Origin of the sequence: Pseudomonas linyingensis (genome assembly GCF_900109175.1) — a bacterium.
GTDB lineage: Bacteria > Pseudomonadota > Gammaproteobacteria > Pseudomonadales > Pseudomonadaceae > Geopseudomonas > Geopseudomonas linyingensis.
On the sequence record NZ_FNZE01000004.1, the window covers coordinates 301,504 to 319,516 of the forward strand.

The following is an 18,013-nucleotide window of genomic DNA, read 5'->3' on the forward strand; positions in this document are numbered from 1 at the left end:
GGTCCGGCCCTTTTCTTTTCAGGGCGCGGGACGATAGCCCTGGCTCTGCAGCCAGCCACGCAGCATTGCCCGCTGCGGTTCGGCCAGATCGGCGGCCATCCGCTCGAACGGCTCGCCTTGCTGCAGGCAGCGCACCCGCGGCGCCAGCTCGATGCCCTGCAGGTGCCAGATGCCCAGCGGCTGGTCGGCGCTGACCACCACCTCGGCCTCCTCGATCAGGTTGTCACGCAGCACCGGCGCGCGCGCCACCCGCAGGCCGGCGAAGCCGGCCGGCGCGTGCAGCGGCTCGGTGTCCGGCCAGGCGCGCCGCGCCGCCCAGAACGGCTGCGCCGCCCAGCGCTGCTCAAGAGCGTAGAAGTCGCGGCCGGTGCGGGCGAAGCGCTGGAACAGCTGCTCGACCCGGCGCTGGTGGAAGTTCAGCGCCAGCTCGGCGCGCTCCGGGCAGGTGAGCAGGGTGTTGATCACCGCCGGCGCCTGCAGCGCCGAGGACAGCGACTGGAAGATGCCGTTGCCGGACAGCGGATCGACCGCCATCGCCGCATCGCCGACCCGCAGCCAGTTGGCCCCGCCGGTCTCCAGGGCGAGGATCGCCGTGCTGCTGCGTGCGTGCAGGCTGGCCGGCTCGAGCGCCTGCGCGCCGAACAGCTCGGCGACTCGCGCCGATTGCGCACGGCGCTGCGCGCACCAGTCGGGCAGGGCGTCGCGCGCCGGCAGCGAGCTGCTGGCCGCGTCCAGGGTGATCTGCCAGTAGCAGCGCCCGTCGGCCAGCCGCGCCATCCACGCCCAGCCGTCTTCCAGGCTCTCCACCGCCGAACCGCCGCGCCCGGGCTCTTGCTGCCACTGGTTGAGCAGGCTGAGCGTTTCCGGCCCGCGCAGGCGGCGGCTGCCGAGCGGCGCCTGGCGGCCGCGAGCCTCGACCAGGAACTGCGCCTGCAGCACCTGCTCGCCGCCGCTTCCTTCCAGCAGCAGGCGGTGGCCGCCCTCGTCGCTGTGCACTTCGCGCACCCGCGCCTCGAGCAGCGGCACGCCGGCGGCGCGCAGGTCCTCGCGCAACGCGGCGTCGAAGCGCGGGCGGTCGAGGAGGAATTCCTGGTTGAGCGCGCTCTCGCTGCCGTTCCACAGCACCCGCCGCGGCGAGGCCAGGTCGGCGCAGGCCAGCGCGTGGTGCAGGCCGGCCTGGCGAAGGCCGTCGAGCACCCGCGCCGACACCCCCTCCACCGCGGCGAAGCGCCGCCACTCGCCGACCACGACCACCTCGAAGCCGAGGCGGCGCAGGCCGAGGGCCACCGCCACCCCGGCCGGGCCGGCGCCGAGCACCGCGATGGTTGTCGAAGAATTCATGCCGGCCTCCCCCGCCGCTCCGGACCGAAGAACGCCGCGCCGCGGCGCAGATGCTCGAGCAGCGCCGCGCGGTCGCTGCCCGGATGCTCGTGCAGATGGCGGGCGATCAGCCCGCTGAAGTTGGCGCAGGCCAGGCTGGCGCCGGCCAGCCCGCCGGCGGTCACCGGCGCGCCGAAGTCGGCCTGGGGGCTGTCCAGCCACGACCACTGCCCCGCCGTGCAGCGCGCATCACCGGTGATGCGCAGCACGCCCGGGTAGCTGGCCGGATACACCGCCTCGCCCTGCGCCGGGCTGGCCGCACAGAGCACCACGCCGGAGTCCAGCGCGCGCTCGCAGGCTTCGCGCAGCAGCGGACGGTCGTGGCGCAGGCCGAGGCTCAGGTTGATCAGCGCCACGCCCTGCTCGACCAGCCAGTGCACCGCGGCGGCGACCTGCAGCGGGCTGGTCTGCCAGCGCTCGGCAAACACCTGGGCCACGCAGCAGCGGATGGCGCCCGGTTGCAGCGCCAGCGCCTCGAGCACCGCCGTGCCGTGGCCGAGGCGATCCGCCTGCGCCGGCTCCTCCAGCAACGCATCCGGAGTCAGGCGAAAGCCGCGCGCCGCCTGCACCAGGGCGGTCTGGTGCGGCGCGTGGCCGCTGTCGACCACGCCGACCAGCAGCTCAGGCTTCATGACTTACCCCCTGCGGCTGGCACAGCTGCAGCTGGCCGTCGACCAGCTCGAAACGCAGGTCGACCGCAGCCAGGGTCGAGGCGCGGTGGCTGATCAGGATGCGCGTGCGCCCGGCGAACAGCTGGTCGATGGCGGCGATCACCTCGCGCTCAGTGGCCTCGTCGACCGCCGAGGTGGCCTCGTCGAGCACCAGGATGCGCGGCTCCTGCAGCAACGCGCGGGCGATGGCGATGCGCTGTTTCTGCCCGCCGGAAAGCTGCTGGCCGCGCTCGCCGAGCAGACTGTCTAGGCCCTGCGGCAGGCTGTCGAGCAGCTCGTCGAGGCGCGCCAGGCGGGCGACCTCCTCGATGCGCGCGCGGCTGGCGTCGGGCGCGGCATAGGCCAGGTTGTCGGCCAGGCTGCCGCGGAACAGCACGATGTCCTGGCTGACCACGGCGATGGCGCGGCGCAGAGCCACGAGGTCCAGCTCGCGCAGCTCGATGCCGTCGAGCAGGATGCGGCCCTGCTCGGGATCGTGGAAGCGCTGCAGCAGGTCGATCAGGGTCGACTTGCCGACTCCGGAGGGGCCGCTGAGCGCCACCTTCAACCCGCCCGGAATGCACGCCTGCACTCCGCGCAACACCGCCTCGTTGCGCTGGGCGTGGCGGAACCAGACATCCTCGAAACGCAGCTCGCCCGGCCCGTCGGCCAGCGGCCGGGGCGCAAGCGACTGACTGATCGGCACCGGCTCCTCGCGCAGCTCCATGACCCGACCGAGGCTGACGGTCATGCGCTGCAGGGCGACGTACAGGCCGAGCAGGCTCTGCACCGGCCCCACCGCCATGCCCAGGTAGGTGGAAAAGGCGATCAGCGCACCAAGCTGCCAGGTGCCCTGCACCACCCAGTAGCCGCCGACCACGAAGGCCGCGGCGCGCGACAGCGAGGTCAGGGTGCCGGGCACCGCGTGGGTGAAGAATTCGGTGACCTGCAGGCGCAGCAACTGGCGCATGTAGCCCTGGCCGAGGCGTTCCAGGCGCTGCGCCTCGCGCTCCTGCTGGCCGGCGGCCTGGATGAACTTCATCGCCGGCAGGGTCTCGACCAGGAACGAGGAGACGTCCGCCGAACGCTCGCGCAGTTCGCGACTGTGGCGCTCGACCTTGCGGCGCATCCAGCGCAGCCAGAGCACCTCCAGCGGTACCAGCAGCGCCAGCAGCAGCGACAGCTGCCAGGACAGCGCCAGCATCAGCGCCACTGCGCCGAGCAGGCCGATCACGCTGGACACCGCGGAGAACAGCGCGTCGACGGCGAAGCGCTGGATCTCGGCGACGTCGCCGTCGAGGCGCGACAGCAGGTCGCCGATGCGCCGCCGGGCGTAGAACGACGGCGGCAGGCTCTGCAGGTGGCGGTACAGGGCGTCGCGCAGGGAAAACAGGATGCGCCCGGACAGCCGGGTGTGCAGGTAGCGGTTGACCCCGCCGAGCAGGGTGCCGAACACCCCGACCAGCACCATCGCCACGGCGACCTGCAGCAGGCGGTCGAAGTCGCGCGCCAGCAGGCCCTCGTCGATCAGCGTCTTGGTCAGCCAGGGCTGCGCCAGCACCAGCAGCGAGGCGAGCAGCGACAGGCCGAGCAGTCCGGCAATCGCCCGCCCGTGCGGGCGCACGAAGCCGAACAGCCAGCGCAGGGCCTGTTCGAGCAGCAGCGGGTCGCGGGTCTCGATCAGCCGGGTGAGCAGACGCAGCAGCATGGCCAGGGCTCAGCCGCGCAGCTGCTTGAGCTTGCGGTACAGGGTCGCCCGGCTGATGCCCAGCGCCTCCGCGGCCGCCGAGACGTTGCCCTGCTGACGCTCGAGGGTGTCGCGGATCAGCTTCAGCTCGTTCTCGCGGATGCTGCTGGCCTGGCGGGTGCTGGCGGTCAGCTCGTCAAGCAGGCTGTCGCTCAGGTGGTCGAGGCCGAGCACGCTCTCGTCCGCCTCGCGCATGGCCAGCGCGGCGCGCAGCACCATCTCCAGCTGGCGGATGTTGCCCGGCCAGTCGTAGTGGCCGAACAGCTCCTGCAGATCGGCGTCCAGGCGCACCCCGGGCGCGCCGAGCTTGTCCAGCAGACGCTCGATCAGCGCCGTCAGGTCCTCGCGCTCGCGCAGCGCCGGCAGGCGCAGGCTGATGCCGTTGATGCGATAGTAGAGATCCTCGCGAAAGCCCTTTTCCTGCACCTGGACGCGCAGGTCGCGGTGGGTGGCGCAGATGATCGCCACGTCGATGTCCTGCTCGGCGCCGCCGCCCAGCGGCAGCACCTTGCGTTCCTGCAGCACGCGCAGCAGGCGTGCCTGCAGGGTCAGCGGCATGTCGCCGATCTCGTCGAGGAACAGGGTGCCGCCGTTGGCCTGCTGCAGGCGGCCGACCATGCCGCCCTTGCGCGAGCCGGTGAAGGCGCCCTCGCGGTAGCCGAACAGCTCCGACTCGATCAGCCCCTCGGGGATGGCCGCGCAGTTGACCGCGACGAACGGCTTGTCGGCCCGCGCACTGGCCTGGTGCAGCGCCTGGGCGACCACCTCCTTGCCGGTGCCGGTCTCGCCCAGCAGCAGCACCGGCAGACCACCGGCCAGCCCCTGGCGGGCCATGCGCAGGGCGCGGGCCAGGCGCGGGTCGTCGCCGGCCAGGGCCTCCAGGCAGTCGGCACGCGCCGGCGTCGGCCGCATGCCCTGCCATAGGCCGGCACTGGCCGCCGCCGGTACCTGCAGGGTGCGGCAGCAGAATTCGCCGCGGGCGGTCTGCACGCTCAGCGGTGCGCCCTGCAGCAGGCGCCGGACCAGCGTCTGGCTGCCCTGCCCGCCGAGCAGCTCGGCACAGCGGCGGCCGAGCAGCGCCTCGCGCGGCAGCTCGAGCAGCGCGCAGGCCTGGTCGTTGGCGGCCAGCACCTCGCCCTCCAGGCTCAGCGCCAGGAGGCCCTGCCAGGGCGAGTCGAGGTACTGGCGGCGGCAGTGGAAGGCCACCACCAGCTGCTCCGGGTACAGGGCAGCGAACAGGCGGCTCTCGATCTGGCTGGCGGCCAGCAGCAGGGTGGCGAGGTTGTCCTGCGGCTGCGGCATGAGGCCGACGCGGGTCAGGTCGAGCACGCCGAGGACGCCGCCCTGGGGGCAGCGGATCGGCACCGAGGTGCAGGAAAACGGGCTGAGGCGGTCGAGATAGTGTTCGCCACAGTCGATCAGCGTCGGCCGCGCCTCGACCAGGGTGGTGCCGAGGGCGTTGGTGCCGCGCAGCGCCTCGCTCCAGCAGCTGCCCACCTGCAGATCGTGTAGGCCCAGGCCGGGCAGCAGGGCGGTCTGCCCCTCGATGGCCAGTACGCGCGCCTCGCTGTCGCCGAGGATGATCAGCCCGGTCTCGCCCAGCTGGCGCGCCAGGTAGTCCAGTTGCGGGGTGGCGGCGTCCAGCAGCAGACGATTGCTGCCCAGCAGCCGCTCGGCATCGGCCGCGCTGTCGCTGGCGGGCGCCTGCTCGTCCCAGCAACTGAGGCCATGGCCCAGGCTGCGCCGCCAGGAGGCGTCGATCTCCGCACGCAAGGCTCCCTCAGGCAAGCGTTCCCCGGACCACAAGGCCTGGCGAATCCTGCGAGAAGCCCCGATGAAGTCTTCTGTTGTTCTTGTCGACAGGGTCATCGGTCACTCCAGCGAATCACGACTCGGAACCTCGCCCCGGTACACGCCGGAGTGAGTAGAAACCACCCCTCGGGCGCACACCGTGCGGCAAGGGGAAACCATCGCCTGGCCGGCGAATGGCCGTCGTTCAATTCGATTCTTGTCGCTGCGCCCGCGACCGGACAAGGCCGGAGGCGCGATGCAGACGGGCGGAGAGAATTGCACGGCATTCTGTTGACGTAAAGGTCAATCAGGCGACCGGCCAGGCTGCGAATTCACAGCAAGTTCCGCGCCAGCTATCGGCAAGGACGCTACCCCGGATGGCCGCACAGCGGCACCCCGCCCGGTTCCACCCTGTGGAACCGGCTTTCGTTGTCCTTTCCCGCCCGCCGCGGTTAGCTGGAGACAGGCCGCCACGGGACTCCGCCCGCTGCCCGGCCACCGATCAACAAGACCGGGCACGAGCCCGGCTACGAGGAGCAATGGCATGGCTCGACACCAGCACATCCTGGCTTGGCTCGACGACACCCGCGCCGAGCTGCAGGCCCTGCGCCAGGATATCCACGCCCACCCCGAACTGGGTTTCGAGGAACAGCGCACCGCCACCAAGGTGGCGCAGCGGCTGGGCGAATGGGGCTACGAGGTGCATACCGGCATCGGCCGTACCGGGGTGGTCGGCGTGCTGCGCGTCGGCAGCAGCGCCAGCCGCCTGGGACTGCGCGCCGACATGGATGCCCTGCCGATCGACGAGGCCAGCGGCCTGCCCTACCGCAGCCGCCATGCCGGCTGCATGCATGCCTGCGGCCACGACGGCCACACCGCCATGCTGCTCGGCGCGGCCCGTTACCTGGCTGCCACCCGCCAGTTCGACGGCACCCTCACCTTAATCTTCCAACCCGCCGAGGAAGGCCAGGGCGGCGCCGAGGCGATGCTCGCCGACGGTCTGCTCGAGCGCTTCCCCTGCGATGCGTTGTTCGCCATGCACAACATGCCCGGGCTGCCCGCCGGCCAGCTGGGCTTTCGCGCCGGCCCGCTGCTAGCCTCCCAGGACCTGCTTGAGGTGCGCCTGAGCGGTGTCGGCGGCCACGGCTCGATGCCGCATCTGGCCGTCGACCCGCTGCTGGCGGCGGCCGGCACTGTCATGGCCCTGCAGAGTGTGGTGGCGCGCAACGTCGACCCGCAGCAGGCCGCGGTGGTCACCGTCGGCGCCCTGCAGGCCGGCGAGGCCGCCAACGTCATCCCCCAGCAGGCGCTGCTGCGCCTGAGCCTGCGTGCACTGGACGCCGGGGTACGCGAGCAGGTGCTGGAGCGGGTGCAGGCGATCATCCACTCGCAGGCGCAGGGCTACGGCTGCCGGGCGCACATCGAGCACCGCCCGGCCTACCCGGTATTGGTCAACAGCGCGCAGGAAACCGCCTTCGCCCGCGAGGTCGGCGTGCAACTGGCCGGCGCCGGAGAGGTCAGCGAGGCGCCCACGGTGATGGGCAGCGAGGACTTCGCCTGGATGCTGCAGCGCTGCCCGGGCAGCTACCTGTTCATCGGCAACGGCGACGCCGACGACTGCGCACGCCTGCACAACCCGGCCTACGACTTCAACGACACCATCCTGGTGCGCGGCGCCGCCTACTGGGCCGCGCTCACCGAATCCTGGCTGGCGGCGACACCCGCCGACCAACCGCAGACCATCTTGGTCGACTAACCCCCTATCCTCAGCGCCTCACAGGAGACATCCCCATGCACGCTTCCCCGAGCGGGACTTCGCGTTCCCGCCAGGTGACCGCCGCGGTCATCGGCAACGCCCTCGAGTGGTACGACTTCATCGTCTACGGCTTTCTCTCGAGCATCATCGCCCGGCTGTTCTTCCCGGCCGACAACGAGCACACCTCGCTGCTGATGGCGCTGGCTACCTTCGGCGTCGGCTTCTTCATGCGCCCGGTGGGCGGCGTGCTGCTCGGCCTCTACGCCGACCGCAAGGGCCGCAAGGCGGCGATGCAACTGATCATCCTGCTAATGACCGTGTCCATCGCAATGATCGCCTTCGCCCCCGGCTACGCCGCCATCGGCATCGGCGCGCCGCTGCTGATCGTGATCGCGCGCATGCTGCAGGGCTTCGCCACCGGCGGCGAGTACGCCAGTGCCACCGCCTTCCTGGTGGAGTGCGCGCCAGCGAACCGCCGCGGGCTGTACGGCGCCTGGCAGCTGTTCGGCCAGTGCCTGGCGGTGTTCGCCGGCGCCGGCATGGGCGCCCTGGTCACCCACACCCTGACGCCCGAGGCGCTGGACAGCTGGGGCTGGCGCGTGCCGTTCATCCTCGGCCTGCTGATCGGCCCGGTCGGTCTGTGGATCCGCCGCCACATGGAGGAAACCGAGGATTTCGTCGCCGCACAGAAGAGCAGCGAGCCGGGCCAGGGCCTGCTGGCGACCATCCGCGGCAACCTGCGCGCAGTGCTGGCCACCATGTGCTCCACCATCAACGGAACCGTGGCCTTCTACGTGGTGCTGGTGAATATGCCGACCTTCGCCCACAAGCAGCTCGGCCTGCCACTGGACCAGGTGTTCATGGTGCAGATGCTGGCGGTGGCGCTGATGACGGTGGTGATCCCGATGGCCGGCCTGCTCTCCGACCGCCTCGGCCGCCGCCCGGTGCTGTTCGCCGGCATGCTGGCGTTCTTCCTGCTGATCTACCCGCTGTACGTCTGGGTCGCCGCCGTCCCCAGCGTGGAGCGCCTGCTGATCATGCAGCTGCTGCTGTGCTCCGCCATGGGCCTGTTCTTCGGCCCAACGCCGACCGCCATGGCCGAGCAGTTCCCCACCAAGGTGCGCTCCACCGGCCTGGCGGTGGCTTACAACATCGCCGTGATGCTGTTCGGCGGCTTCGCTCCGTTCATCGTCACCTGGCTCACCCAAGCCAGCGGCACCCCGGTGGCTCCGGCCTACTACGTGCTGTTCGCCTCGCTGATCGGCCTCGGCGGCCTCGGCCTGCTGCGCGAAGCGGCCCCTGCCGCGCTGGCCCGCCAGCAGCGCCGCGCCACCCCGCTCACCGCCAGCACCAGGAGCCTGTGAATGTCCACCGTGAAACAAGCGCTGCACACCGCCCAATCGGCTGGCCTGCGCGGGGAGATCGTCGCCCTCGACGCCCTGCCACTGTCCGAAGCGATCCGTAGCCGCCAGCTGTCCTGCCGCGAGGTGATGCAGGCCTACCTGGAGCAGATCGACGAGTTCAACCCGCAGGTCAATGCGCTGGTCGCCCTCGAGTCGCCCGAAGCGCTGCTGATGCAGGCCGACGAGCGCGACCGCCTGCTGGCCCGCGGCCAGTGGCTGGGCTGGATGCACGGCATGCCGCAGGCGGTGAAGGATCTCGCCGCCTGCGCCGGCACGCGCACCAGCATGGGCTCGCCGCTGTTCGCCGGGCAGGTCAGTGGCCACGACGCCATCTCGGTGGCGCGGGTGCGCGCCAGCGGGGCGATCTTCGTCGGCCGCAGCAACGTGCCGGAGTTCGGTCTCGGCTCGCACAGCTACAACACCATCTACGGTACCACCGGCAATGCCTACGCACCTCAGCTGTGCGCCGGCGGCAGCAGCGGCGGCGCCGCGGTGGCGCTGGCCCTGCGCATGCTGCCGGTGGCCGACGGCAGCGACATGATGGGCTCGCTGCGCAACCCGGCGGCGTTCAACAATGTCTACGGCCTGCGCCCCTCCCAGGGCCGCGTGCCGTTCGGCCCCAGCGGCGAGCTGTTCGTCCAGCAGTTGGGCACCGAGGGGCCGATGGGCCGCAGCGTGGCTGACGTCGCCCGCTTGCTGCACACCCAGGCCGGCTACGACGCGCGCACGCCGCTGTCGCTGCGCGACGACCCGGCGGCCCCGCTCGGTCCGCTGCAGCGCGACTTCAAGGGCGCACGCCTCGGCTGGCTGGGCGACCTCGGTGGCCACCTGCCGATGGAGATGGGCGTGCTGAACCTCTGCGCGCGCGCGCTGGCCGACTTCGACGAGCTCGGCTGCGAGGTCGAGGCCTGTCTCCCCGACTACGCCCCCGAGCGCCTGTGGCGGACCTGGCTGGTGCATCGCCACTGGCTGGTGCAGGGCCTGCTCGGCGAGCTGTACGCCGATCCGGTCAAGCGCGCGCAGCTCAAGCCGGAGGCGCGCTGGGAGGTGGAGGGCGGCCTGGCGCTGAGCGCCGCCGACGTCTACCGCGCCAGCGTCGACCGCAGCGACTGGTACCGCGCGCTCGGCAAGCTGTTCGAGCGTTACGATTATCTGCTGCTGCCCAGCGCCCAGGTGTTCCCTTTCGACGCAACCCAGCCGTGGCCGCGTAGCATCGCCGGGCGCGAGATGGACACCTACCATCGCTGGATGGAGGTGGTGGTCGGCGTCAGCCTGGCCGGGCTGCCGGCGATCAGCGTGCCGGTCGGCTTCAGCCCCGCCGGCCTGCCGATGGGCCTGCAGCTCATCGGCCCGGCGCAGGCCGACCTCGCCGTGCTGCAGCTGGCCCACGCCCACGAGCAGCTCACCCAGTGGGTGCGCGACTTCCCGCCGGGCCTGCTCAAGGACGGCCGCTAGCGGCCGCACCGCTCCCTGAGCGTACGGGCCTGTTTCTTGCACATCTTTTCGAGGTAACGCCGGGAGGCGCGGGAGGTGAAGATGCAAGGCAAAGAAGAAGCGGGCACCGTGCGCTCAGTGGAACGGGCGCTGACCATCGTCGAGCTGCTCGGCGAGCATCAGGAGCTCGGCCTGGAGGAACTGCACTACCTCACCGGCCTGCCCAAGGCCACGGTGTCGCGCCTGTTGCACACCCTGCAGGAGCAGGGCTGGATCTACCGCGGCCTGTGCGACCGCCGCTACCGGCTGTGCGCACGGCGCCTGTATGGCGATCCGGTCAAGCGCCTCAGCCGTCGCCTGGTCGAGCAGTCCGCGCCGCTGCTGCAGGAGCTCAGCGAGCGCACCGGCCTGGTCGCCGACCTGTCGTTCTTCGACGGCGACAACCTCTTCGTTCTGGAAAGCGCCATCCCCCAGACGCTGCGCAAGAGCTACCCACTGCACCGCATGGTGGTCGGCCAGGCCGCCAGCCTGTTCCATTCGGCGATGGGCAAGGCCTGCCTCGGCGAGCTGGACAGCGGCGAGGTCGAGCGCCTGGCGCAGCAGCACCAGGTCAGCGCCGAGGAGCTGCAACAGGTGCAGGAGCAGGCCCACAGCCAGGGCTTCGGCGAGCGCACCGAGGGCCACTGGGAATACCCGCTGCGTCTGCCGTTCCTGATCCGCGCCGTGGCCCTGCCGGTGCGCGCCAAGGGCCGCCTGGTCGGCGGCCTGGCCCTGCACTGGCCGCGCGAGCAGGACAGCGTCGAGCAGGTCCAGCGCCGCTATCTGCTCACCCTCGCCGAGACCGTCAGCCAGCTGCAGAAAAGCTTCGACTGATACATACGGGGGGCACCGCCAGGTGCACTCATTGCGCACCCTTAATAATTAATCCGCTCAACTCCGGAAAATCCCCACCGTCTTCTTTCGCCAGCCGCAACACGCACGACTTACCGACAACCTTCCCAAGCTATTCCACGCCGCGGAACCCAATTGCGTTGCCCACTTGAACTCTTCCCGTGAATCTAGGTTGCCGTCCAAGCGGACGAATCAATGCACCAAGTCACAATAACAAGAGGTGGGTTCATGAGAATTAAGCGGCAATATCTGGCGGGCTTGACTGGTTGCTTGTTGGCCGCCGGAGTGCACGCCGAGGGCTTTCTCGACGACAGCAAGACATCGCTGCGCTACAGCCAGTTCTACTGGGATGAAAACGACGGCGGCGGTTTCGGTCCGACCCGCGACGAGTGGGTGCAGGCGGCCCAGTTCAGCTTCAACTCCGGCTGGTACCGCGACATGCTGGGCGTCGATTACAGCTACGGCCTGGCCAACGACATTCACGTCGGCGACGACGCCAACAGCATCAGCAACCTGGAAAAGGACGACTCGGTGCAGTCGCCGCACGGCATCGCCAAGCCGGTGGAAGCCTACCTGCGCGGGAAATTCGCTGGCGGGGCTGGCGAGCTGAACCTCGGCGCCGGCAAGAAGATCCGCCGCTACGCCCAATACCGCGACGACACCACGCGCATCCTGCCGGCGGCCACCGTCGGCTTCGACCTCGGCTACCGCCTCGACCCCGTCGAGCTGCGCTTCAGCCGCATCCACGCCTTCAGCCCGCGCCACGAGAACGGCTGGGGCGACGAGCTGACCAACTTCCGCGGCGAGCAGATCGACGACCTGCGCCTCTACGCGCTGGCCTGGAAGCTGCCGACCGGCAGCAGCCTGCAAGCCGAATACGCCGAGTCGGACGACTACCTGCGCGAGGCCATGGTCAAGCTGGAGCACAGCTTCGATCTCGGCGCAGGCCGCGGCCTCGATCTGTACGCCACCAGCGGCCTGCAGCAGGACGCCGGCAAGCTGTTCGAATACGGCGGCGTGAAAGGCCTGTACGAGGCCGAGGAGTCGCACGATGCGCGCTATCTCGACCTGTCGGCCAAATATCGCAGCGGTGCCTATTACGCGGGCGTTGCCTACAACAAGGTATGGGGCGATGACTTCGACCGCCTATTCTTCGCCAAGGACCACGGCACTTGGAACAGCAGCGCCAAGTTGTTCTACTACTTCGGCTTGGAGAACGAAGAAATGTTCAAGCTGAGTGCCGGCATGAGTTTCGCCGATATCGGCCTGCCGCAACTTCGCCTCGACGCCCACTATGCCTTCTCCAGCCACGCCGCCGGATTCAACGACTTCTCGCGCGACGAATTGCAGACCGTCCTGCAATACAACTTCGACGGCGTCCTCAAAGGTCTCAGCGCAGCCTGGCTGCACGTCGAGTTCGAGACCGAAGGCACACCCGACGGCATTTCCCGTTTCATGACCACACGCGGCCCGGCCGGCATCATCACCCACAATGCCGAGCGCTTCTATCTGAACTACGTGTTCAACTTCTGATTGGCAATAGCGAAATAAGAAACGGGCGGGGCATCGCTGCCCCGCCCGTCCTCAACACCACTCAGCCAATCAGTGCGCGATGCACACCGACTTGATCTCGGTGTAGGCCTCGATCACCGCGCGGCCGAACTCGCGGCCGACGCCGGACTGCTTGACCCCGCCGAACGGCATGTTGGGGTCGAGCAGCACGTGGGCGTTGACCCACACGGTGCCGGCCTCGATGCGCGGCACCAGGTTCATCGCCTTGGTCAGGTCGTTGGTCCACAGGCTGGCGGCCAGGCCGTAGGGACTGTCGTTGGCCAGGGCGATGGCCTCGTCCTCGCTGTCGAAGGCCAGCACCGAGAGCACCGGGCCGAACACTTCCTCGCGGGCGATGCTCATCTCCTGGCGCACGTCGGCGAGCACGGTGGGCTGCACGTAGAAGCCTTCGCCGGGCACCTCGCCGCCGCCGGCAACCACGCGGGCACCCTCGCGGCGGGCCAGTTCGACGTGCTCGAGCACGCTCTGCTGTTGCTTGCGCGACACCAGCGGGTTGATCGCCGCCGCGGTATCCATGCCCGGACCGACCTTCATGCCGGTCACCGCCGCGCCCAGCTTGTCGACGAACTCGGCGTAGCGCGAGCGCTGCACGTAGAAGCGCGAGGCGGCGGCGCACACCTGGCCCTGGTTGAGCAGGCCGCCGAGCAGCGCGCCCTGCACCGCCTTGTCGAGGTCGGCGTCGGCCAGCACGATCATCGGGTTCTTGCCGCCCAGCTCGAGGGCGAAGCGGGTCATGTTCTGCATGGCGGCGATGCCGACGCCGCGGCCGACCTCGGTGGAGCCGGTGAACGAAACCTTGCTGATCAGCGGGTGACCGGCCAGGGCGTTGCCGATGCGGCTGCCGCGCCCGGTGACCAGGTTGAAGGCGCCGGCCGGCACCCCGGCCTCATGGGCCAGCTCGACCAGGCGCAGGGCCGACAGCGGCGTCTCGCTGGCCGGCTTGATCACCACGGTGCAGCCGCAGGCCAGCGCCGGCATGGCCTTCCACAGGGTGATCATCAGCGGGAAGTTCCACGGAATGATCCCGGCCACCACGCCCACCGGCTCGCGGCGGGCGAAGGCGGTGAAACGCGCGCCCTGCGGGATCGGGATCGACACGTCGAGGCTCTGCCCCTCGATCTTGGTCGCCCAGCCGGCCATGTAGCGCATGAACTCGACGGTGGCGCCGACATCCAGCATGCGCGAGACATTGATCGACTTGCCCTGGTTGAGGGTTTCCAGCTGCGCCAGCTCCTCGCCGTGCTCCTCGACCAATGCGGCGAAGCGCAGCAGGATGCGCTCGCGATCGGCCGGGCGCAGGCCCGACCACACGCCATTCTTGAACGCGGCATGGGCCGACTGCACGGCGCGGTCGAGCAGCGCCTCGTCGGCCTCGGCTACCTCGGCGATGCGCTCACCATTGGCCGGGTTGACCACCGGGCTGCGCGGGCTGTCGTCGACCAGCCAGCGGCCGTCGATGAAACAGCCGTGGCGACGCTCGAGAAAGGCCGCAACCTGCGGCAGGACACTGACGACACTCATCTTCACACCTCGTATCCGCTCTGGCACGGGCGACGCTGGCTGCGCCGCCACGGGACACCGGAAGGCGAGAGAGGCTGAGAGTCCCCCTCCCCGTCCGGCATGGGTTGGCCATTGTGCGCAGGCGGATGGCGGGGCTTCTTGTGTGTGCATGCCAGGCGCATTGCTCAGGCTGCCAGCCTGAGCAATGCGCATGAAACCCGCCAGCCGGCCATGGCATGGCTGTCGCCAGGTCGGGCGTTACTGATAACGCTTGCGGTACTCGCCCGGCGCCACCCCGAAGCGCGCCTTGAAGGCGGTGGAGAAGTAGCTGGAGTCGGAGAATCCCCAGGCGTAGCCGAGCGCCGACAGCTTGAGGTCGCTGCCGGCATGGCGCAGCGCCTCGGCGCACAGGTCGAGGCGGCGGTTGCGGATGTACTGCGCCACCACCAGTTCCTTGCGCGCAAACATGCGGTACAACCCGCGCAGCGACACGCCGATCTCGCGCGCGAGCAGCTCCGGGCACAGCTCCGGCTCGCAGATGTGCCGGTCGATGAACGCCAGCGCGCGGCGGAACAGCCGCTCGTGCAGGTCGTCGGCGTTCTCGCTGGCGCTGATCGCCGGACGCAGCAGGCTGACCAGCGCATCCAGGGTCGCCTCGCTTTCCAGCAGGCTGAGCCCCTCCTGGCGCGCCGACTCGTGCACCAGGCTGTTGGCCAGCACTGCCACCGGCGTGTGCGCCGCGATCACCTCGCAACTGCGCACTGCGGCGAAGCGCAGGCTGCGCTCCACCACCTCGCGCGGCAGGATCAGACTGAGCTGGCGCGCCCCGGCGCCATAGCTGAAGTCGCTGGGCCGCGCGGCGTCGATCAGGGTGATGTCGCCCGGCTCGAGCACGATGCGCTGAGCGTCCTGCGCCATGCAGGCGCTGCCGGCGAGCTGGAACACCGCGTAGTAACCCTTGCCGTCATTCGCCGCCACCTCCTGCGGGGTGCGGTAGAGGCGGGCATGGGCGATGTCGACGAAGGACATCTGCAGCGCGCCGCCGCGGTACTGCTCGATGGCGCCGGCGAACTCGGGACCGAGCGCCTTGGCGCAGAAGCGTCCGCACAGCGCGTTGACCCGCTGCAGCCAGCCGTCGAGCGCCTCGTCCACCGTGGTCTGCCTAGTGTTCATCGCTGCTCACCTCGCACTCGGCGCTGTCCGGCATGTCGCATGCCGAGCAGCGCCCGGTGGCGGATTAGGAGGCATCCTTGGGCTTGACCTCGGAAGCCGGCAGGCTCGGCCGCTCGGCTTCCAGCTCGGCCAGCGGCGCGCACTCCTCCATGGCCTCGCGGCAGCGCTGGGCGAGCACCTGGTACTCGCGGGTGCCGGCCTGCTTCCAGCGCACTTCCTTGTCGGTGAGCTGGCGGCTGACCCGCGCCGGCGCGCCCATCACCAGCGACTGCTCCTCGCAGGCGAAGCCGGCCTTGACGAAGGCGCAGGCGGCGACGATCGAGCGCGGCGCGATGTGCGCGTCGTCCATCACCACCGCGTTCATGCCAACCATGGCGTCCTCGCCGATCTGGCAGCCGTGCAACACCGCACCGTGGCCGATGTGGCCGTTGCGGGCGACGCGGGTGACGCTGGCCGGGAAGCCGTGGATCACGCAGGTGTCCTGCAGGTTGGCGCCCTCCTCGAGGACGATGCGCCCGAAGTCGCCGCGCAGGCTGGCCAGCGGGCCGACGTAGCAGCCGGGCCCGACGATCACGTCGCCGATCAGCACGGCGGTGGGATGCACGAAGGCGGTGGGATGGACCACCGGGGTGACCCCGGCGTAACGGTAGCAGGGCATGGGTATTCCTCTTCTTGTTGTTGTGCACCTGTAGGGGCGAATTCATTCGCCCGACATGGCCGCGTCAGGCGAATGAATTCGCCCCTACGGGCAGGTACGTTATTCGGCAGCGACGTGGCGCCGGCTCTGCGCCACCACGAAGCGCCGCGCCACGAAGGCGGCGTCGGTCAGCGCGGCGTTGGCCGCCGGGTTGCCGCCAGTGCCGTGGAAGTCGCTGAACGCCGCCGACTGGTTGACGAACAGGCCGTTGTCCAGGTTGATCGACAGCGCCACGGCGACATCCTGCGCCAGTTCCTCGGCCTGCTCCAGCACCTGCTCGTCGGTGGAGTATACGGCCAGGGTCAGCGCGCCCTTCTCGCCCAGCGTCTCGCGCACCAGCTGCAGGCTGTGCGCGGTGTCGTCGGTGGCGATCACGAAGCTGATCGGGCCGAAGCGCTCCTCGGCGTAGGCCGCGCGCTCGCTGCCGTCGACCTTGAGCAGCAGCGGGGTGCGCACGCGCGCCTCGGGGTACTCGGGATGCACGCGCGCCTCGCTGTCCAGCAGCACCTCGCCGAGGGCATGGCAGGCGCCGATGCGCGCCAGGGTCGCCTCGGACTGGATGCAGCCGAGCACCGCGCAGGCGCGCTCGTTGTCGGCGAGGAATTTGCTCACCGCGCCGGCCAGTGCCTGCGCCACCTCGTCGAAGCCGAGCACGCCTTCGGGCGTGCGGATGCCGCCGCGCGGCACGTAGATGGCCTGCGGGGTGGTACACATCTGCCCGGAGTACAGGCAGAGGCTGAACGCCAGGTTGCGCGCCACCGCCTTGAGGTCGGTCACGCTGTCGATCACCACGCTGTTCAGGCCGGACTTCTCGGTGAACACCTGAGCCTGGCGGGCGTTGTCCTCCAGCCAGTTGCCGAAGGCACTGGAGCCGGTGAAGTCGATCACCTTGACCCGCGGGTCGACGGCCAGCTCTTTCGCCACTGGGGCATCGAGGGTGTCCGGCACCAGGCTGACCAGCGCCGGGTCGAAGCCGGCCTCGGCGAGCACCTGCTGGGCGACGCGCACGGTCATCGCCACCGGCAGGATGGCGCCGGGGTGCGCCTTGACCAGCACCGGATTGCCGGTGGCCAGGCTGGCGAACAGGCCCGGGTAGGTGTTCCAGGTCGGGAAGGTCGAGCAGGCGATCACCAGGGCGATGCCGCGCGGCACGATATGGAAGCGCTTGTCGACCACCAGCGGGTCGAGCTTGCCCTGCGGCTTGGTCCAGCGCGCCGACTCCGGCACCTCGCGCAGCAGCTTCCAGGCCTGGGCCACCGCCTCCAGGCCGCGATCCTGGGAATGCGGGCCGGCGGCCTGGAAGGCCATCGGCAGGCCTTGCCCGGTGGTGTGCACGGCGGCGTGGGCGATGTCGAAGCTCTGCGCGTTGAGGCGCTGGAGGATCTCCAGGCATACGCCGATCCACGCCTGCGGGCCGGCGGCGCGCCAGCTAGGCAGCTGCACCTGCAGGTGGCTCAGCAGCGCGTCGAGATCCGGCTGGTCGTAGGTGATGCCCAGATCGAAACCGTAGGGCGAGCGCTCGCCGCCGACGCGGCCCTTGACCGCCGGGCAGTGCAGCTCGAAGTGGCGGCCCTGCAGCGCGGCGAAGTTGACCGGGCCGGCGGCCGCGGCCTCCTCGCCGTAGGGACGCTGGCTTTCCGGATAGGGTGTCCAGTGGTCGCGTTCGGCGATGGCCTGGAGGGCGCGCTCGAGCAGCGGCTGGTGGCGGGCGAACAGGTCGAGTGCGGAAACGGATGCAGGCACGGCGGGTTCCTCGAGGTGACGGGCCGACCGACAAACAAGACATTTGTCTAATATCTGGCCACTTTCTTGTATCACATCACCTTAACCGCGACCGACGGAGAAATCCATACGTCGGGCAAAGCCCTTGCAAATCAAGGGAATGTCAGCAAAACCGGCCACTTCAGGCGGGTCTACAGGCCGCCGGAGCCCCTTGCGCGGCGCCTTTCCGCTCGTCGGAAGTGGCACGAATGGCGATAAAACAGACACACTAAATCACTTTCTCGCGAGTTGATCTGT

General features: G+C 69.9%; 13 protein-coding genes. 5 read left to right on the top strand and 8 right to left on the bottom strand.

Annotation, left to right across the window (positions count from 1 at the left end; translation table 11 throughout):
• Positions 1-18 precede the first annotated feature (18 nt).
• The 4 genes from qhpG to BMZ19_RS07320 are packed head-to-tail and all read right to left on the bottom strand — an operon-like array spanning position 19 to position 5,646.
• A complete protein-coding gene (qhpG, locus tag BMZ19_RS07305; RefSeq protein ID WP_090309076.1) occupies positions 19-1,341 on the bottom strand; it encodes a flavin-dependent monooxygenase QhpG in 1,323 nt (440 codons plus the stop codon).
• Positions 1,338-2,012, bottom strand: coding sequence for a subtilisin-like serine protease QhpE (gene qhpE / locus BMZ19_RS07310; RefSeq protein ID WP_090309078.1), 675 nt, complete (start codon positions 2,010-2,012; stop codon positions 1,338-1,340). Before qhpE ends, qhpG begins: the two co-directional genes overlap by 4 nt.
• Positions 2,002-3,738 (bottom strand): ABC transporter ATP-binding protein, encoded by a 1,737-nt coding sequence (locus BMZ19_RS07315; RefSeq protein WP_090309081.1) that lies wholly within the window; start codon positions 3,736-3,738, stop codon positions 2,002-2,004. Before BMZ19_RS07315 ends, qhpE begins: the two co-directional genes overlap by 11 nt.
• 9 nt (positions 3,739-3,747) lie before the next feature.
• Positions 3,748-5,646, bottom strand: a complete 1,899-nt coding sequence (locus BMZ19_RS07320) for a sigma-54-dependent Fis family transcriptional regulator (RefSeq protein ID WP_090309083.1) — start codon at positions 5,644-5,646, stop codon at positions 3,748-3,750.
• 466 nt (positions 5,647-6,112) lie between these two features.
• Here BMZ19_RS07320 and BMZ19_RS07325 point away from each other — a divergent pair, with 466 nt between their 5' ends.
• From BMZ19_RS07325 to BMZ19_RS07345, 5 genes are all read left to right on the top strand, one after another.
• Positions 6,113-7,324, top strand: a complete 1,212-nt coding sequence (locus tag BMZ19_RS07325; protein ID WP_090309086.1) for a M20 aminoacylase family protein — start codon at positions 6,113-6,115, stop codon at positions 7,322-7,324.
• Positions 7,325-7,359: 35 nt separating this feature from the next.
• Complete coding sequence (locus BMZ19_RS07330) at positions 7,360-8,688, top strand: citrate-proton symporter (RefSeq protein WP_090309089.1); 1,329 nt, start codon at positions 7,360-7,362, stop codon at positions 8,686-8,688.
• Positions 8,689-10,182, top strand: a complete 1,494-nt coding sequence (locus BMZ19_RS07335) for an amidase (RefSeq protein WP_090309091.1) — start codon at positions 8,689-8,691, stop codon at positions 10,180-10,182.
• 81 nt (positions 10,183-10,263) lie between these two features.
• On the top strand, positions 10,264-11,034 hold the full coding sequence (locus BMZ19_RS07340; protein ID WP_090309094.1) for an IclR family transcriptional regulator: 771 nt from the start codon (positions 10,264-10,266) through the stop codon (positions 11,032-11,034).
• A 246-nt stretch (positions 11,035-11,280) separates the two neighbouring features.
• On the top strand, positions 11,281-12,585 hold the full coding sequence (locus tag BMZ19_RS07345; RefSeq protein WP_090309096.1) for an OprD family outer membrane porin: 1,305 nt from the start codon (positions 11,281-11,283) through the stop codon (positions 12,583-12,585).
• A gap of 69 nt (positions 12,586-12,654) precedes the next feature.
• On the opposite strand, the gene BMZ19_RS07350 is transcribed toward BMZ19_RS07345, so the two are convergent.
• The 4 genes from BMZ19_RS07350 to paaN all read right to left on the bottom strand — a co-directional run bounded on the left by BMZ19_RS07350 (position 12,655) and on the right by paaN (position 17,737).
• Positions 12,655-14,145, bottom strand: coding sequence for an aldehyde dehydrogenase family protein (locus tag BMZ19_RS07350; protein WP_090309099.1), 1,491 nt, complete (start codon positions 14,143-14,145; stop codon positions 12,655-12,657).
• A gap of 237 nt (positions 14,146-14,382) precedes the next feature.
• Positions 14,383-15,297, bottom strand: coding sequence for a transcriptional regulator FeaR (feaR, locus tag BMZ19_RS07355; RefSeq protein ID WP_090309103.1), 915 nt, complete (start codon positions 15,295-15,297; stop codon positions 14,383-14,385).
• 64 nt (positions 15,298-15,361) lie between these two features.
• Positions 15,362-15,955: a phenylacetic acid degradation protein PaaY gene (gene paaY, locus BMZ19_RS07360; protein ID WP_090309106.1), complete on the bottom strand. Its 594-nt coding sequence runs from the start codon at positions 15,953-15,955 to the stop codon at positions 15,362-15,364.
• A 99-nt stretch (positions 15,956-16,054) separates the two neighbouring features.
• Positions 16,055-17,737, bottom strand: coding sequence for a phenylacetic acid degradation protein PaaN (gene paaN / locus BMZ19_RS07365; RefSeq protein ID WP_090309109.1), 1,683 nt, complete (start codon positions 17,735-17,737; stop codon positions 16,055-16,057).
• Positions 17,738-18,013: the final 276 nt, after the last annotated feature.